The 14,578-nt window shown below is 66.0% G+C and carries 19 protein-coding genes and 1 pseudogene; 7 read left to right on the top strand and 13 right to left on the bottom strand.

All coding sequences use genetic code 11. From position 1 onward, the window contains the following. Positions 1–11: 11 nt before the first annotated feature. The 6 genes and pseudogenes from HBA99_RS15185 to ppgK form a co-directional block, all read right to left on the bottom strand. Complete coding sequence (locus HBA99_RS15185) at positions 12–569, bottom strand: methylated-DNA--[protein]-cysteine S-methyltransferase (protein ID WP_070923702.1); 558 nt, start codon at positions 567–569, stop codon at positions 12–14. A gap of 49 nt (positions 570–618) precedes the next feature. Then, the gene (locus HBA99_RS15180; protein ID WP_030093788.1) at positions 619–828 is read right to left on the bottom strand and encodes a hypothetical protein; all 210 of its coding nucleotides are present in this window, start codon (positions 826–828) and stop codon (positions 619–621) included. Between the two features lie 20 nt (positions 829–848). Beyond that, positions 849–1,787 (bottom strand): hypothetical protein, encoded by a 939-nt coding sequence (locus HBA99_RS15175; protein ID WP_070952702.1) that lies wholly within the window; start codon positions 1,785–1,787, stop codon positions 849–851. Positions 1,788–1,921: 134 nt separating this feature from the next. Beyond that, positions 1,922–2,550, bottom strand: a pseudogene (locus HBA99_RS15170) (TSUP family transporter); the annotation flags it as partial. Between the two features lie 108 nt (positions 2,551–2,658). Then, positions 2,659–4,101 (bottom strand): RNA polymerase sigma factor, encoded by a 1,443-nt coding sequence (locus HBA99_RS15165; RefSeq protein ID WP_418039948.1) that lies wholly within the window; start codon positions 4,099–4,101, stop codon positions 2,659–2,661. Between the two features lie 91 nt (positions 4,102–4,192). Further along, positions 4,193–4,996, bottom strand: coding sequence for a polyphosphate--glucose phosphotransferase (ppgK, locus tag HBA99_RS15160; protein WP_046254048.1), 804 nt, complete (start codon positions 4,994–4,996; stop codon positions 4,193–4,195). 158 nt (positions 4,997–5,154) lie between these two features. On the opposite strand from ppgK, the gene HBA99_RS15155 reads away from it, so the two are divergent. After that, positions 5,155–5,985 carry an inositol monophosphatase family protein gene (locus tag HBA99_RS15155; RefSeq protein ID WP_070952735.1) on the top strand — a complete coding sequence of 277 codons (831 nt, stop codon included), beginning with the start codon at positions 5,155–5,157 and terminating at the stop codon, positions 5,983–5,985. Here HBA99_RS15155 and cei read toward each other — a convergent pair. After that, complete coding sequence (cei, locus tag HBA99_RS15150; RefSeq protein WP_030093782.1) at positions 5,982–6,629, bottom strand: envelope integrity protein Cei; 648 nt, start codon at positions 6,627–6,629, stop codon at positions 5,982–5,984. The two genes, HBA99_RS15155 and cei, sit on opposite strands and share 4 nt — an antisense overlap. Positions 6,630–6,830: 201 nt before the next feature. Here cei and HBA99_RS15145 point away from each other — a divergent pair, with 201 nt between their 5' ends. Next, positions 6,831–7,133 (top strand): DUF4193 domain-containing protein, encoded by a 303-nt coding sequence (locus HBA99_RS15145; RefSeq protein WP_005057245.1) that lies wholly within the window; start codon positions 6,831–6,833, stop codon positions 7,131–7,133. Between the two features lie 31 nt (positions 7,134–7,164). Here the strand turns inward: HBA99_RS15145 and HBA99_RS15140 are convergent, their stop codons facing one another. Beyond that, positions 7,165–7,677, bottom strand: a complete 513-nt coding sequence (locus HBA99_RS15140; RefSeq protein WP_030093781.1) for a DUF3093 domain-containing protein — start codon at positions 7,675–7,677, stop codon at positions 7,165–7,167. Here HBA99_RS15140 and dut point away from each other — a divergent pair. Further along, complete coding sequence (gene dut, locus HBA99_RS15135; protein WP_164514086.1) at positions 7,670–8,140, top strand: dUTP diphosphatase; 471 nt, start codon at positions 7,670–7,672, stop codon at positions 8,138–8,140. The genes HBA99_RS15140 and dut overlap by 8 nt on opposite strands. Beyond that, on the top strand, positions 8,140–8,886 hold the full coding sequence (locus HBA99_RS15130; RefSeq protein WP_030093779.1) for a DUF3710 domain-containing protein: 747 nt from the start codon (positions 8,140–8,142) through the stop codon (positions 8,884–8,886). The genes dut and HBA99_RS15130 overlap by 1 nt, the downstream gene beginning before the upstream one ends. Here HBA99_RS15130 and HBA99_RS15125 read toward each other — a convergent pair. Further along, positions 8,883–9,287: a PNPOx family protein gene (locus tag HBA99_RS15125; protein WP_081342904.1), complete on the bottom strand. Its 405-nt coding sequence runs from the start codon at positions 9,285–9,287 to the stop codon at positions 8,883–8,885. The two genes, HBA99_RS15130 and HBA99_RS15125, sit on opposite strands and share 4 nt — an antisense overlap. A gap of 38 nt (positions 9,288–9,325) precedes the next feature. Next, positions 9,326–10,186 carry an NAD(P)H-binding protein gene (locus tag HBA99_RS15120; RefSeq protein ID WP_057966729.1) on the bottom strand — a complete coding sequence of 287 codons (861 nt, stop codon included), beginning with the start codon at positions 10,184–10,186 and terminating at the stop codon, positions 9,326–9,328. 139 nt (positions 10,187–10,325) lie between these two features. On the opposite strand from HBA99_RS15120, the gene sigI reads away from it, so the two are divergent. After that, entirely contained in the window at positions 10,326–11,204 is an 879-nt protein-coding gene (gene sigI, locus HBA99_RS15115; RefSeq protein ID WP_070952704.1) for an RNA polymerase sigma factor SigI, read from the top strand. Between the two features lies 1 nt (position 11,205). On the opposite strand, the gene HBA99_RS15110 is transcribed toward sigI, so the two are convergent. Then, a complete protein-coding gene (locus tag HBA99_RS15110) occupies positions 11,206–11,868 on the bottom strand; it encodes a hypothetical protein (protein ID WP_070949649.1) in 663 nt (220 codons plus the stop codon). 226 nt (positions 11,869–12,094) lie between these two features. Between HBA99_RS15110 and HBA99_RS15105 the strand changes: the two genes are divergently transcribed. Continuing rightward, entirely contained in the window at positions 12,095–12,466 is a 372-nt protein-coding gene (locus HBA99_RS15105) for an OB-fold nucleic acid binding domain-containing protein (protein ID WP_030093774.1), read from the top strand. After that, a complete protein-coding gene (locus tag HBA99_RS15100) occupies positions 12,467–13,204 on the top strand; it encodes a DUF3159 domain-containing protein (RefSeq protein WP_057966727.1) in 738 nt (245 codons plus the stop codon). Here the strand turns inward: HBA99_RS15100 and HBA99_RS15095 are convergent. Together HBA99_RS15095 and HBA99_RS15090 are read right to left on the bottom strand one after the other, a co-directional pair. Further along, positions 13,201–13,857, bottom strand: a complete 657-nt coding sequence (locus HBA99_RS15095) for a potassium channel family protein (protein WP_030093772.1) — start codon at positions 13,855–13,857, stop codon at positions 13,201–13,203. The two genes, HBA99_RS15100 and HBA99_RS15095, sit on opposite strands and share 4 nt — an antisense overlap. Further along, positions 13,854–14,543: a potassium channel family protein gene (locus tag HBA99_RS15090; RefSeq protein WP_030093771.1), complete on the bottom strand. Its 690-nt coding sequence runs from the start codon at positions 14,541–14,543 to the stop codon at positions 13,854–13,856. The genes HBA99_RS15095 and HBA99_RS15090 overlap by 4 nt, the downstream gene beginning before the upstream one ends. Positions 14,544–14,578 lie beyond the last annotated feature (35 nt).

Below are 14,578 nucleotides of genomic sequence, written 5' to 3'. Positions count from 1 at the left end.
CTGCGCGCGCGTCAGAACAGTGTGGGGTCGTCGAACCCTGGGGTGTGTTCGAGCTTGAGTAGTTCCCGTTTGGTCACCACGCCGCCGTACGCGGAGAAGCCATGCAGGCTGTGATCGGCGGCCAGCACGCGATGGCAGGGGACAAGTAGCGGAATCGGATTGCGGCCCAATGACTGTCCGACGGCTTGCGCTGCGCCCGGTGCACCGACGGCTGCTGCCACCTCACCGTAGCTGCGGGTCGAGCCGGGGCCGATGGCCCTTGTCACCGCGTAGACCTCGCGATCGAAATCGGTGATGCCGTCAAGGTCCAGTTGAACCCATTGCAGATCGTCGTCCTCACCGGCAAGGACACGCTTCAGGCCGTCGATCGCTTCGGCCACGAAGGGCGGCGGCGCCAGTTCACTTCCCGGTGGACGCCGGATCCTGGCCAGGGTGGCCGCATCGTCGTGCTCGGGCAGCTGTAACGCGACGATGCCGTTGTCGCTCCACGCGATGGCGCAGGCGCCAATGGCGGTGTCGAAGAAGCAATGGCCGACAGTGCTCACGCTGCCCAGTATGGCCGGACCCACCGACAGGTTGTCGCCGCCGGTGGGTCCGCGCCGTGGGGTGTCGCGACCGTCATTCCAGCGCGCGCCGCAGCTCCGCGATCGCGGCAGCCTTTTCCTCGGCGCTGAGATCGGGATCGCTCGTGACGATCTCGATCTTGTGCTCGATGAACGCGCGCTCATCCGCCCTCTCCCGGTGCCGGCGACTGAGTTCTTCGAACTCCTGCCGACGGTCGGCGATGGGGCCGGTACCGGGAGGGGGAGGCGATCCGTTATCACTCATGATCGGCTGCTCCTGCTCGATCAACTCTTGACCACGAAAGAGTAATTCGGGTCCAGGAATAGTGGCGAGAATCCATGTCCGTCATTGCGAATCGTCGAGTCGGCCGCGCGCAGCAGCGCCCATTGGCCCCAGGTTCCGGCCGCATCGCGGCCCACCAGCATCGTGTTGAGGAATCCGAGCCAGCGGGTGTTGGTGTAGCTGTTCTGGAACGTCTCGACGATCGGTCCCCAGCTGCCCACCCATCCGGAGGTCTGTTCGGCGGTCGTGGATTGATAATCGAAGCGGTACACCAGATCCCAGCGGTTTGCCGCACGGTTGTGCAGCAGCACCTCGTTGCGCCACCGGTTCGGTGCGATTTCGAACGATTGATTCCAGACGAGCAGGGTCTGTAGACCCCAGCCGTGCGAGGAGGTGCTGCGCAGGTATGCCGTCAGGTTCGCGAACGGAATGTCGGTCTGCCAGTGATCCGAGCGTGCCCAGTCGAACACCTTGAAGCGGGCGATGTCCTGCGCGTGATAGGAGACGAACGCCTCGACACCCTTTTGTGCCCGGTTGGTGGCGGTCAGATACAGGTAGTCGGCCACGTTTCCGCCGGGCTGGTGTGGGCAGACGATCTCGTAGTAGAACGAGGTACCGCGGGCGAAGCGGGTGCGAAAGCTGTTCGTGTAGAACATGCCGTAGCCGACACCGCCCGGGGGCGGGGTTATCCCCGCGGCCAGTTCGGCGATGTCCGCCACCCCGGCAGCCTCGGCCAGTGTTTCCTCGGCCTCGCGGCGGGTGGCCGCCGAAAGCTCCGGATGTGATTGCAGCACAGCCAGCTTCGATGCTAGGAACGCCCGTTCTGCATAGGGGTCCTTGGCTGTCTCGGCGGTCAGCTTGCGAAATTTGCTGCGCCGGTCGGCGACCTCGCCGTCCAGGGGGGCCGGCGCGGTCACTTCCTTCTCGAGTGTTGCGGTCATGGTGTGTCCTTCGATTCCAGCCCGATGACTATCACCGGGGTGGCACCATGCTGTGGCTGAGCGGGGCCGCTCGACATGCGTAGCGGGCTACTCCATTCGCGCTTCGATCTGTGCAGGCCTGGTTGTCGGCTGTGCTACTTGGGTGCGGGAGCGATGTCCTCGCCGGGCGTGTCTGCCAGCGCCCCTTGGGGTTCGGCGCTCGCTGCGATCTCGCTGAGATCTCCCGAGGCTTCGGCGGGGGTCAGTGTGGCCTTGCGTCATGTGTACGCGACCAGTGCCACCCAGGCGATGACGATCGCCAGGTAGATGGGCGTACGTACCGAGTCGGGAGTATCGAAGTACCGCAGTAGGGTGCGGGCGTTGGTGAGCACCAGGATGCCGCCGACCGCGGTGCCGAGCACCACCGAGTTGACGCGCGAGACGAGCCAGGCCGCGATGGGCGCGGCGATCACACCGCCCAGGGCCAGCCCGGCGATCACGATCAGGTTGTTGAAGAATTCAGAGCCGAGGCCGAACAGGAAGCCGATGCTCGCCGAGACGGCAACGATGAATTCCGATGCGCTGACCGAGCCGATCACCGTGCGAGGTGCGGCCTTTCCGCTAGTGAGCAAGGTGCTTGTGGTGATGGGCCCCAGCCGCCGCCACCGGAGGCGTCGATAAATCCGCCGAACAGGCCCAGCGGGGCCAGGAACCTCGCCGAGAACGGCGTTGTCGGCGCGTAGTTGCCACGCGGCGGGTTGGTGCTGAATCGGTAGATGAGGTGGCAGGTTCCGAATTCGCCGGTTGTTCTTACCGTGATCGAAACCTGTGACTGTCCTGCCAGCCCACTGTGAGACCCGCAGATCCCGTCCCCGTGCGGAGCGGAAAAGGCTTAGTCCAGGTAGTCGCGCAGCACCTGTGAACGGCTCGGGTGGCGCAGCTTCGACATGGTCTTGGACTCGATCTGCCGGATGCGCTCACGGGTCACCCCGTACACCTGGCCGATCTCGTCGAGCGTGCGCGGCTGGCCGTCGGTCAGACCGAACCGCAGACGCACCACGCCGGCCTCACGTTCGGAAAGCGTCTCCAGCACCGACTGCAGCTGATCCTGCAGCAGGGTGAAGGACACCGCGTCCACCGCGACCACGGCTTCGGAATCCTCGATGAAGTCGCCGAGCTGCGAGTCGCCCTCGTCGCCGATGGTCTGGTCCAGCGAGATGGGCTCACGCGCGTACTGCTGGATCTCCAGCACCTTCTCGGGCGTGATGTCCATTTCCTTGGCCAGCTCTTCGGGTGTGGGCTCGCGGCCCAGGTCCTGGAGCAGCTCACGCTGAATGCGGCCGAGCTTGTTGATGACCTCGACCATGTGCACCGGGATACGGATGGTGCGGGCCTGGTCGGCCATCGCGCGGGTGATGGCCTGACGGATCCACCAGGTCGCGTACGTCGAGAACTTGTAACCCTTTGTGTAGTCGAACTTCTCGACCGCGCGGATCAGACCCAGGTTGCCTTCCTGGATGAGGTCCAGGAACGCCATGCCGCGACCGGTGTAGCGCTTGGCCAGCGAAACCACCAGGCGCAGGTTGGCCTCCAGCAGATGGTTCTTGGCGCGATCGCCGTCACGGCAGATCCAGGACATGTCACGGCGCTGTGCGGCCGGAAGCTTCTCGCCCTTTTCGGTCAGCTCGGTGACGATCTGGGTGGCGTAAAGGCCTGCCTCGATCCGCTTGGCCAGCTCAACTTCCTCTTCGGCGTTGAGCAGGGCCACCTTGCCGATCTGCTTGAGGTAGGCGCGCACCGAGTCCGCAGAAGCGGTGAGCTCGGCGTCCTTACGGGCCTGGCGCAGCGCCTCGGATTCTTCCTCGTCCCAGACGAAATCGCCTGAGGCCTTGTCCTTCTCGGAGGGCTCGTCACCTTCGGCCTCAGCCTCAGCCTCGGGCTCGGGATCGGCGGCAACCTCGGCGAGGTCCGCCTCGATGTCCACGTCGTCGGCGAGGTCGGGGTCCAGATCCTCGCCGGGCTCGATGTCGGCGTCCTCGGGGCTGCCCTGCGGCTCGAGGGAGGGATCGACTGCCTTGGCCGCGGCCTTCTTGGCGGGTGCTGCCTTCTTCGCGGGCGCGGCCTTCTTGGCGGGGGCCTTGGTCGCAGCCTTCGCGGGCGCCTTCTTGGCCGGTGCCTTCTTGGCCGGTGCCTTGACGGCAGCCTTCACCGGTGCCTTCTTGGCCGCTTCGGTTTCCGGAGCTGCTGCTTTCGTGGCTGCCACTGACGCCCTTTCCTGGCTGCTTCGTCGACGAGCATGGGCATGCAAAATCGAGAATTCGGCTGTCTGCTTGATGTTCGCCGCGAACGTGGGGGACCCGCGTGCGGCTAGGTGTTACATCGCTGTCTGCCATTGTAACGACAACACCGCAGAACCTGTGAAAAAGCTAAGGTGAAACGCCAGCGTGTGCCGCCATCGCCGCGCCGACGATTCCCGCCGTGTTCTGCAGAGCGGCGGCCACCACCGGGGTGCGATTGGTCAGCAGCGGCACCCATTTGTCGGCCTTACGGCTAATGCCCCCACCCACGATGAACAGGTCGGGCCACAGTGCGTTCTCCACCGCCTCCAAGACCTTGGTGACCTCGGGCGCCCACTGCTTGTAGCTCCAGTCGTTCTTTTCCTTGACCGACGACGCGGCACGATGCTCGGCCTCCATGCCGCCGACCTCGATGTGTCCGAACTCGGTGTTGGGCAACAGGATTCCATTGTGCAAGACCGCGGATCCGATCCCGGTTCCGAACGTCAAGAGCACGACGACGCCCGACTGATCCTTGCCCGCGCCGTACCGATCCTCGGCGAGCCCGGCGGCATCGGCGTCATTGAGCACGGCAACGGTTTGGCCACCCAATTCGGCGCTGATGATGTCGTGGACGTTGACGCCCAGCCATGATTTGTCGACGTTCGCGGCGGTGCGTGCCTCGCCATGCACGATCACACCCGGGTAGGTCACACCGACGGGTCCGGTCCACGAGAAATCACGCACGACTGTGGCGATGGTCTCTGCGACGGCCTTCGGCGTGGCGGGCTGGGGAGTCGGGTACTTCACCCGCTCGCCGATCATCTCGCCGGTTGTCAGGTCCACGATCGCGCCCTTGATGCCGCTGCCGCCGACGTCGATTCCGAAACCGCGCTGCTCGGACGTGCCGGCTCCCGTCGCGGGTGCGGCCAGTCCGGATTCGGTGGCGGTCATCGGCGCTCCTTGGTTCTGGGTCTATCTGGTTCGCGGATCGGGCCGCGAACACAGCCGGAATGCACGGAATGCGAGTGACACCCTAATGCCCCGGGGGACGCCGCGCGTGTTGCTCGCGCCTGTGCTGCGATAGACGCGTGGGAATCGAAGCGGGAGCGCTGCGTTCGGTGGCGGTACGGCTGGCCTCGGAGGCCGCCGAATTCGTGCGGCATCGTCGGGGAAGCGCCGATTGGGCGTCCTCCGTACGGACCAAGACCTCCGATACCGATCCGGTGACCCTGGTGGACACAGACTGTGAACGGCTGCTGCGCCGCCGGCTATCGGCGTTGCGCCCCGATGACTCCATCCTGGGCGAGGAGGACGGCGAGACAGGCGGTTCGTCGCTGGAGGCCGGCGCGGGGCACGTGCGCTGGGTGATCGACCCGATCGACGGGACGGTGAACTTCGTTTACGGCATTCCTGCCTACGCCGTGTCGGTGGCCGCACAGGTCGACGGAGTGACGGTGGCGGCTGCGGTGGCCGATATCGCGGCCGATCGCGTCTTCTCGGCGGCGTCAGGCCACGGTGCCACGGTGCGTGAGGCCAATGGCCTGCAGTGGCCGTTGGAGTGCAATCCGATCCGGGAGACGCGGCTTGCCCTGGTGGCCACGGGCTTCGCGTATTCGGCGGTGCGGCGAGAACGTCAGGCACAGCTGGTCGCCCAGGTGTTGCCCAAAGTGCGTGACGTGCGGCGGATCGGGTCTGCAGCGCTGGATCTGTGTGCGGTGGCCGAGGGCCGTGTCGATGCCCAGTACGAACATGGGCTGGGACCGTGGGACTGGGCGGGAGGCGCCCTCATCGCACGTGAGGCCGGTGCCGTACTGGTGTTGCCGGGCAAGGATGCGGTGAGCGCCGACGGCGCGCTCATCTCGGCCGCGGCGCCCGGAATCGCCGAGGAGTTCGGTCATCTCCTCACCGATATCGGCGCGATGACGCCGATTCCCGGCTAACAGGTGCTCTGCCGGGCCTTGAGGATGAAATCAGAGTTGGCCTGGTTACCGGATTTGAGGCTGTTGAGCGCCGAGGTGACCGCATTGCCTGAGGCAAGTTCGGTGAACTCACTGCCAAGGGCGAGATCCACCGAATTGTCGGATCGGTTGTCTTCGATGAACTCCACACAGGGCGCGACCAGCGAGAGCGTCAGCGCGTTGGCGTACCCGGACTCCCCGAAGCGGATCTGCCCGACGCAGTTCAGGCGGGATCCGCTGGGGTAGAACGGGTCGTTATCGGCGGTCGGTGAGGGGAATCCCAGGTCACGCAGCGTGGCGGATACGTCCCCGGCCTGACCGGCCTGGCCGTTGGCGTTCAGGACACGTGCCTTGACGTCGTTGAGCATGGCGGGGCTGGTTCCTGACAGCGAGGACCGCGACACCGGCTTACCGATGGTTCCGGAGCCGGGTTCGGTCTGCTGAGCGGGCGGGTTACATGCCGTCGCCTCTTTGACCGGCGCCTCCCGGGTGAGCGCCGAGGCCCAGACGAACACGGTGACGACCAGGAGCGCTATCCCCACACATAAGGCTGGCAAATAGTTCCGGCGACGGAACGGGCGCCCGTACTTGTCTACCGAGGTGCCCTCGGTGATGTCTGCGACCACGGATGGCACTCTAGGCCAGCGGACTTCCCGGCGACAGACGACGAAATAGACTGGGCGTCCACTGCCGTGTGATGCAAATCACACAAGGAACCGGCGAGATCCGGGCACTAATAGTTTGTGATGTCCGTTTCAGCCTGGTACAAAGCCTTGCTGCGCCTATGCAGAAGCTTGATGACGAGATGTTGATAAGGGGATGGACGCATGGCTACCGACTACGACGCTCCGAGGCGATCCGACGCCGACGATGTGTCAGAGGACTCGTTAGAGGAGCTCAAGGCTCGTCGTAACGAAGCACAGTCGGCGGTGGTCGATGTCGATGAGGCGGAAACCGCCGAATCGTTCGAGCTACCAGGTGCCGACCTGTCCGGCGAGGAACTTTCGGTTCGGGTCATCCCGAAGCAGGCCGACGAGTTCACGTGTTCGAGCTGCTTCCTGGTGCACCATCGCAGCCGGCTGGCCAGTGAGAAGAACGGCCAGCTGATCTGCACCGACTGCGCGGCCTGAGGTTCGGCGCTAGTCGCGGCCCAGCCGCGTACTAGCTCCGCAGGGCCGCCAGTACCCGATCGGGGTGGCGGCTGCTCACCAGCCAGTAGGGGGTGGGATCGTCGGCATCGTCGAGCACCACCAAAACCAGCGGGCCGATCCATGCCCGGTGCACGACGAAGGCCGCGGGATCGAGTTGGCGGCCGAGCGCCGCACTTTTCGCGCTAGCCGGGATAGCCGCTGACTTGGCGATGACGCTGACCGGTAAGTGGGCCGAGCCCGCGCGCAACTCTGGTGCGCCGTCCGGGCCGGTCGTCACCTCTACGCGGATCCTGCTGAACCACAACAGGACTCCCGCGACAATTGCGAACAGGATTGGGTACGGCACCCAGTTGGGCAGCTGCCGCATGCTCTGGTTGATCTCCAGCGCGAGCAGCGTTGCCGCGCCGAAGCCGGGCAGCGCCCACCACCATGGAACCCAGAGCCGCTCGGAGTAGCGGATGGGTGGCGCGTCGCTGGGGGAGTCCGTCACGCGGCCAAGGGTAGTCTGGGCGATCGTGCCCACACCTACGAGATTGGCCATCGTTCGCCTGGACCGCGAACTGCCTCTGCCCTCCCGCGCGCATGCCGATGATGCGGGAGTAGATCTCTATAGCGCCGAAGACCTGGTGATCGAACCCGGCCGCCGGGCGCTGGTGGGTACCGGTATCGCCGTGGCTATCCCATCGGGGATGGTCGGGTTGGTGCACCCCCGCTCGGGTCTGGCTGCGCGCGTGGGTCTTTCGATCGTTAACAGTCCCGGCACCATCGACGCCGGGTACCGTGGCGAGGTGAAGCTCAGCCTGATCAACCTGGACCCCGAGGCCCCGATCGTCATTGCCCGTGGCGACCGGATCGCCCAGTTGCTGGTTCAGCAGGTCGAGTTACCGGAGCTTGTTGAAGTGGATTCTTTTGACGAGGCCGGTCTGGCGGTGACCACCCGCGGCACGGGTGGGCACGGGTCCAGCGGCGGACATGCGAGTTTGTGATGGCTTTACACCGCAGTGGTGGTCTCAACGACCTGGACGATTCGGCCGACGCCTCTTCGGGGTCGGACGAATCGTTGGACGGCCCATACGAGATCGAGGATTTCGACAGCCCTGAGGACGCCGGAGTCGGACGCCTGGACCTGGGTTCGGTACTCATCCCGGTGCCCGAGGCCGGCCAGATTCAGGTCGAACTGACCGCCGCGGGCACTCCCGGCGCGGTTTTCGTGCTCACGCCCAACGGGCGCTATTCGGTGGCCGCGTACGCCGCACCGAAATCCGCTGGCCTGTGGCGCGAGATCGCGGGCGAGTTGGCTGAATCGCTCCGCAAGGAGGCCGCCGAGGTCTCCATCGCGGACGGTCCGTGGGGCCGTGAGGTCGTCGGAGTCGCCGAGGGAGGCTCCGTGCGCTTCATCGGCGTCGACGGATACCGGTGGATGATCCGCTGCGTGCTGCAGGGTCCCGCCGAGACCTTCGACGCACTGGCGCAGGAGGCCCGCGACGCGGTCGCCGATACCGTCGTCCGTCGCGATGACAGCCCGTACCCCGTGCGGACCCCGCTGCCGGTCGCGCTGCCCGAACCGATGCTGGAGCAGCTGCAGGCGGCGCAGGCACAGGCGATGGCCCAGGCCGAAGCCGAGTCCGGCGCTCAGGAGCCCGCACCGCAGGACGATCCAACGCCGGCGGCCCGCCGCAGCGTCTCGGGATCGGCCATGCAGCAGCTGCGGTCCACGATCACCGGCGGCTAGTCGGGATCGAACCGGAACACCGACAGCGTTCCGGCCAGCGCCTCGAACTCATCCGGAGTTCCGTGGCGCACCAGTCCGGCGTTTCTCGCGAACCGCACGCCCACGGGAACCTTCACGGCGAATACCCGCAGCGCCCGCCGCGCTATCTCGGGCGGCACGCTGATGATCCTGACGTGCTGGACACGGTGTCGCCGGGTGAGGGTTCCTGAGCCGGCCGCGGCGGCATTACGCGGCCAATCCGAGCCCGGATAGCCCCCGACCGCGTAGAGGTGACCGTCCATCTCGAACGGTGTGATGGGTGTGGGACGGGGACGGCCCGTCGTGCGGCCGGGCACCGTCAGTACCATCGCCGGGCCGGTCGGGATGCCGATGCGGTGAAATGCCCGCACCACCTTGTTCATCGGTTTGAGCCACCGCGGCGGGATGCTGGTCATGGTTGTCACCGGTTCCGCGGTGCGGACTCGGTGTGCGTGAACTCGGCCCGGAATCTGTCGGCCCAGGCGGCGAAGGTCTCCGCGGGACGCCCGAGTATCCGGTTCACCTCCTGCGTGACCACCGCCGGCACCCTGACCGTGGCGGCCTGCATCGCCAAATACGCGTCGGCGAACTCGGTCGCAAACCCCAGACCCGTGAAGTGCTGACGCACGAGATCGTCGGAAACCTGTAGGTACTCCAACGGCCGATGCAGAACATCCCCGAGTACCGCGACGAGGTCGGTGTTGGTGAATGCCTGCGGACCGGTCAGCGAAATGCGCTGCCCGACGAGATCGTCCGTGAGCAGCGCGTGGGCCGCGATCTCGGAGATGTCGCGGTCCGCGATCGGGGCACTTGAGGCGGACGCATGCGGTCCTCGGACCACGTTGCCCGCTGCGAGCTGGCCCGCCCACATCCCAAGAAAATTCGATGCAAAGATGGTTGGGCGCAAGCTCACCCACTCCACTCCGGAATCGATGGCGTACTGCTCCACCTCCTTGTTTCGGTCGCCACGGAACCGTGACGGTTGCCGGGAGAAGTCGTCGTCGCAGTTGATCGCCGAGAGGGCAACCAGGCGGGTAACTCCCTCGCGTACAGCCTGATCCACAAAATCGGCGAGATCTTCCCCAAGTGCCCGGGAATTCAGGAAGACGGCGGTGGCGCCGCTGATACCGGCGCGCGCCGACTCGATGGATTTCACCTGCGGCGAGAAATCCGCGTGCTCGGGGTGGCGGGTGACCGCGCGCACCTCGGCGCCAGCCCTTGCCAGTAGATCCACCAGGGGGCGCCCCACATTGCCTGTTGCGCCGGTGACGAGAATTGTCATGTCGGATACTCCAATTCGGGAGGTTCGGATGGCTCTGCATGTTTCGGCCAAAGCGGCCACATGAGTACGACGGGACGCGAGCGCGGAAAGTTACTGGCGGGATCGGTAACGTTCCGGGCCGTGGAATCGTCGTAGTGACATGAGTTCCTCGTCCACGCACGACGCGCTGGTGGCCGCGGCCTGGCGTGAGCATTACCCCTACCTGGTGAATCTCGCCTATCAGATGCTCGGAGACATCGGCGATGCCGAGGACTGCGTCCAAGAGGCGTTCGTACGGCTGGCCCGCGCGGATGAGACGCAGATCGACGAGCCGCGCGCGTGGTTATCGGTGGTGACCGGTCGGTTGTGCCTGGGCCAGCTGCGTTCGGCACGTATGCGCCGCGAACAGACCGGCATCACATCGAAAGTGGAATCCGTTGCACCGCTGTATTTTTCGGCAACCGCAGATCCGGTCGACAGAGTCACTCTGGACGACGAGGTACGAGGCGCCCTCTGGGAGGTATTACGAGCGCTCAGTCCCGGCGAGCGGGTCGCGTTCGTCTTGCATGACGTATTCGGAGTCCCGTTCGAGGAGATCGCGTCTACGGTGGGCCGCCCGGTGGGCACGTGCCGTCAGCTTGCCCGGCGCGCCCGGATCAGGTTCCAGCAGTCCCCATCGCGCACCGGTGATGTCACCGGTGCCGAGCACCGGGAACTGATCGAAAAGTTCGTGACCGCCTGTGCCAACGGCGATCTGTCCGGGCTGATGGGGGTGCTGGATTCCAGCGTCTGGGGGGTCGGCACCATCATCGGAGACTCCGCACCGGCGCCGCAGGTCAACCACGGACGCACCGATGTCGCCACGAATCTGCTCATGTACCTGGGTCATGGCGCCACCCTGGTGGGTGGGCCGTTCGGGCAACCAGTTCTGCTGGCCTTCATGCAGCGCAGGCTCTTCGCGGTCGTCACCTTGACGGTGCGTGACGGCCTGGTGCTCAAGATCGAGGCCACGGCCGACCCGGCGGCACGAGGACTCTGACTCAAATATCGCTCAGCGCACCGACGCAGGCCTGCCCCAGGCAGGACGGGTCCGCGCCCAGCTGATCGAGGGTGAATGTGCGCAGTGCGCCGCGCGGTGCCCAGGACGCCCAGTCCTGGCCGACAGCGAGGGGATGTATCGGATCATCGGTGGCCGCCGCCACCGCCAGCGGCACGGCCAATCCGCGGATGTCGTCGGCAGTCGGGTTCACAAAGGCCGACACCGCATCCATGGCGTTGGGCAGGCCGGGCCACTGGGCGGCCCATGAGCGGGCGAGCTCAGCGCCCAGCCAGGCGGGGCTGCTGGCCTGCATTGCGGCTGTCACCGCCGTCAACCCGTCGGCGCGCAGCGATTCCGCGGTGACCCGGGCGGACACCGAAGCAGGCGAGTTTTCCGGCTTGCCCGTCCACGCGGGCATCGCCGCCAGCACCGCCACCGTGGCCCCGGGGTTTTGCAGCGCCCACGTCAGGGCCACGGCGGTGCCGATGGACATCCCGCCGACAACGATCGGGCCTTTGCGGGCTGCCCGATCAAGTACCCGCAGGTAGCCGTTGACCAGGTCATTCGGCTCCGGACGTACCGCGATCAGGGCGGCACCCGCGTCGCTGAGCGCGGGGCCGAACGCCCGGGTGATGAAGTCGTCGTCGGAGCCGGTGCCGGGCATGAGAACCGCCGTGTGGCCCTGAAGTTCGGGGGATAGGCCGCGTGCGGCAATACCGTTGATGGGCGTCACGCACCTGATCTTGCCCGGTGTGCGGGACACCCCGGGGGCCGCCTGGCATCGGGGCGTGCAAAGGTCTACCGTGGCGGTTGCACCGATGAGCTGCTTGCGCCAAAGCAGCTCCACGAGCGATCACACGATCGGGCATGTTGAGAGGCCAGGACGACAAGTGGCTACCACAGGCGGTTATCTGCGTCGACTAACTCGTCGGCTGACAGAGGACCTGGAGCAAGTAGACGCCGAGAAAATCGGTGACGACGCCGCCGCCACCGGTGCTCAGCGCGTCATCGATTGTCAGCGTGGCCAAGAGGTCACCATGTGTGGGACGTTGCGCACGGTGGAAACCAACTCCAAGGGCTGCGTGGCCGGCGTAAAGGCCGAGCTGTTCGACGGCACCGACACCGTGACGCTGGTCTGGCTGGGCCAGCGCCGCATTCCGGGGATCGAGTCGGGCCGCACCCTGCTGGTGCGCGGCCGGCTCGGCAAGCTCGAGAACGGCGGCAAGGTGATTCACAACCCGTACTACGAGATTCAGCGCTAAGTGCCGGAGACCCCATCACACGAGCCTGAGGAAGGCTCGGCTGATTCCGACGCGCACGAGGGCCCGCATCTGAGGATCAGCGTGCCCGGGACCAAGCCCGAGGAGCCGGGAAGCTCACCGCTGCACGAAATGTGGCATCAGGCCGGGGGTTGGCAGGGAATCGTCTACTCGTCGATTCCGGTCATCGTTTTCGTTGTCGCGGTCAGCGTTTCCTCGCTGATGCCCGCGATCGTCTCGGCCCTGGTCGCGGCGACCCTGATCCTGATCTGGCGCCTGATCCGGCGCGAGTCACTGCAACCGGCGTTCTCCGGGTTCATCAGCGTTGGTATCAGCGCGCTGATCGCCTACCTGCTCGGAGAAGCAAAGGGCTACTTCCTCATTGGGATCTGGGCCAACTTCTTCTGGGGCACGGTCTTCCTGGTGTCGGTCATCATTCGCCGACCGATCGTCGGCTATGCGTACAGCTGGGCGACCGGCGGTGACATGTCGTGGCGCGCGAACCGGCGCATCGTGATGGCCTTCGATATCGCCACGGTGTCGTGGATCGTGTTGTTCGCCACTCGATTTGTGGTGCAGCAGTGGCTGTACCTCGCGGGTAACACGGCCTGGCTGGGCGGCACCAAGATCGCGATGGGCTGGCCACTGACGGCCGTCGGCGCATTGATCACGCTGTTGGTGATCCGTTATGTGCGCCGCCACACCGACAACGCGCTCGAGGAATCCCCGAGCAGCCCCTAACCGAGTACGACGCGGTGGAGCTCGTCCTCGATATCCGCGGTAGCGACCAGGATCAGCTCATCGCCGCCTTCGAGGGGCTCGTCGGGCTGTACCGGAATGACCCGTGACCCGCGCAGAATCGCCACCAGCACCGCGTCGCGGGGGAGTTCCAGTTTTCGCACCGGCTTACCGGCCCACGGGGTGTCATCGGGGAGGGTGATCTCCACCAGATTGGCCTGCCCGCGCCGGAACTCCATGAGGCGCACAACGTCACCCACGGCGACGGCCTCCTCGACCAGGGAGGCCAGCATGCGCGGGGTGGACACCGCAACATCGACGCCCCAGGCATCGTCGAAGAGCCACTCGTTACGTGGATCGTTCACGCGGGCCACCACGCGCGGTACCGCGAACTCGGTCTTGGCGAGCAGGCTCAGCACCAGATTGGCCTTGTCGTCACCGGTCGCGGCGATCACCACATCAAAGGTGTGCAGCTCTTCGGCTTCCAGCAGGCTGATCTCGCAGGCGTCACCGAGCCGCCAATGGGCCTCGGGTACCGCCTCGGGGTCGATGTGCTCGGGGTTACGTTCCAGCAGGGTGACCTCGTGCCGGCTCTCGATGAGCTCACGCGCGATCGAGCGCCCGACGGCCCCTGCGCCTCCGATAGCGACCTTCATCGGGCACCCCCGTGGTCGTCGTCGGCATCCTCGCCGGGTGGCTGCGCCGCGATCGCCATCGCCTCGGCGGCCCGTCCCGACACCGCAGAGACGTACACCTCGTCGCTGTCCTGGATGACCGTCTTGGCGTCGGGAAGCAGGCCCGTGCCGAACCGGATGATGAAGGCCGCGCGCGCACCGGTGGCAGTCTCCAGCGCCGTGATGCGCTTACCGATCCATTCTTCGTGCAGAGCCAGTTCGGTGACCACGACCGAACCGGACGGATCACGCCACTTGGTGGTGTCGCTTTCCCTGGTGAGGGCGTGCAGCAGACGATCGGTCGTCCACGGCACGGTGGCGACGGTGGGGATGCCTAGCCGCTCGTAGACGGCGGCACGCTTGGCGTCGTAGATACGGGCCACCACACGCTCGACACCGAAGGTCTCACGGGCCGCCCGGGCCGAGATGATGTTCGAGTTGTCACCGGAGGAGACCGCGGCGAAGGCCTGTGCCCGCTCGATCCCTGCCCGTAATAGAACGTCGCGATCAAAACCCATGCCGACGATGCGTTCGCCGGTGAATTCGGGGCTGAGGCGGTTGAAGGCGGAGGCTTCCTTGTCGATGATCGCCACCTCGTGGCCGATTCTGGCCAGGCCTCCGGCCAACGCGGCGCCCACGCGCCCGCAGCCCATCACCACTACTCGCACCGGAAGACCTTTCTGGGTAGGCGTTCGTCTTAGTA

Origin of the sequence: Mycobacteroides chelonae (genome assembly GCF_016767715.1) — a bacterium.
In the GTDB taxonomy this organism is placed as follows: domain Bacteria; phylum Actinomycetota; class Actinomycetes; order Mycobacteriales; family Mycobacteriaceae; genus Mycobacterium; species Mycobacterium gwanakae.
This window is presented reverse-complemented; position numbering and strand designations above follow the sequence as displayed.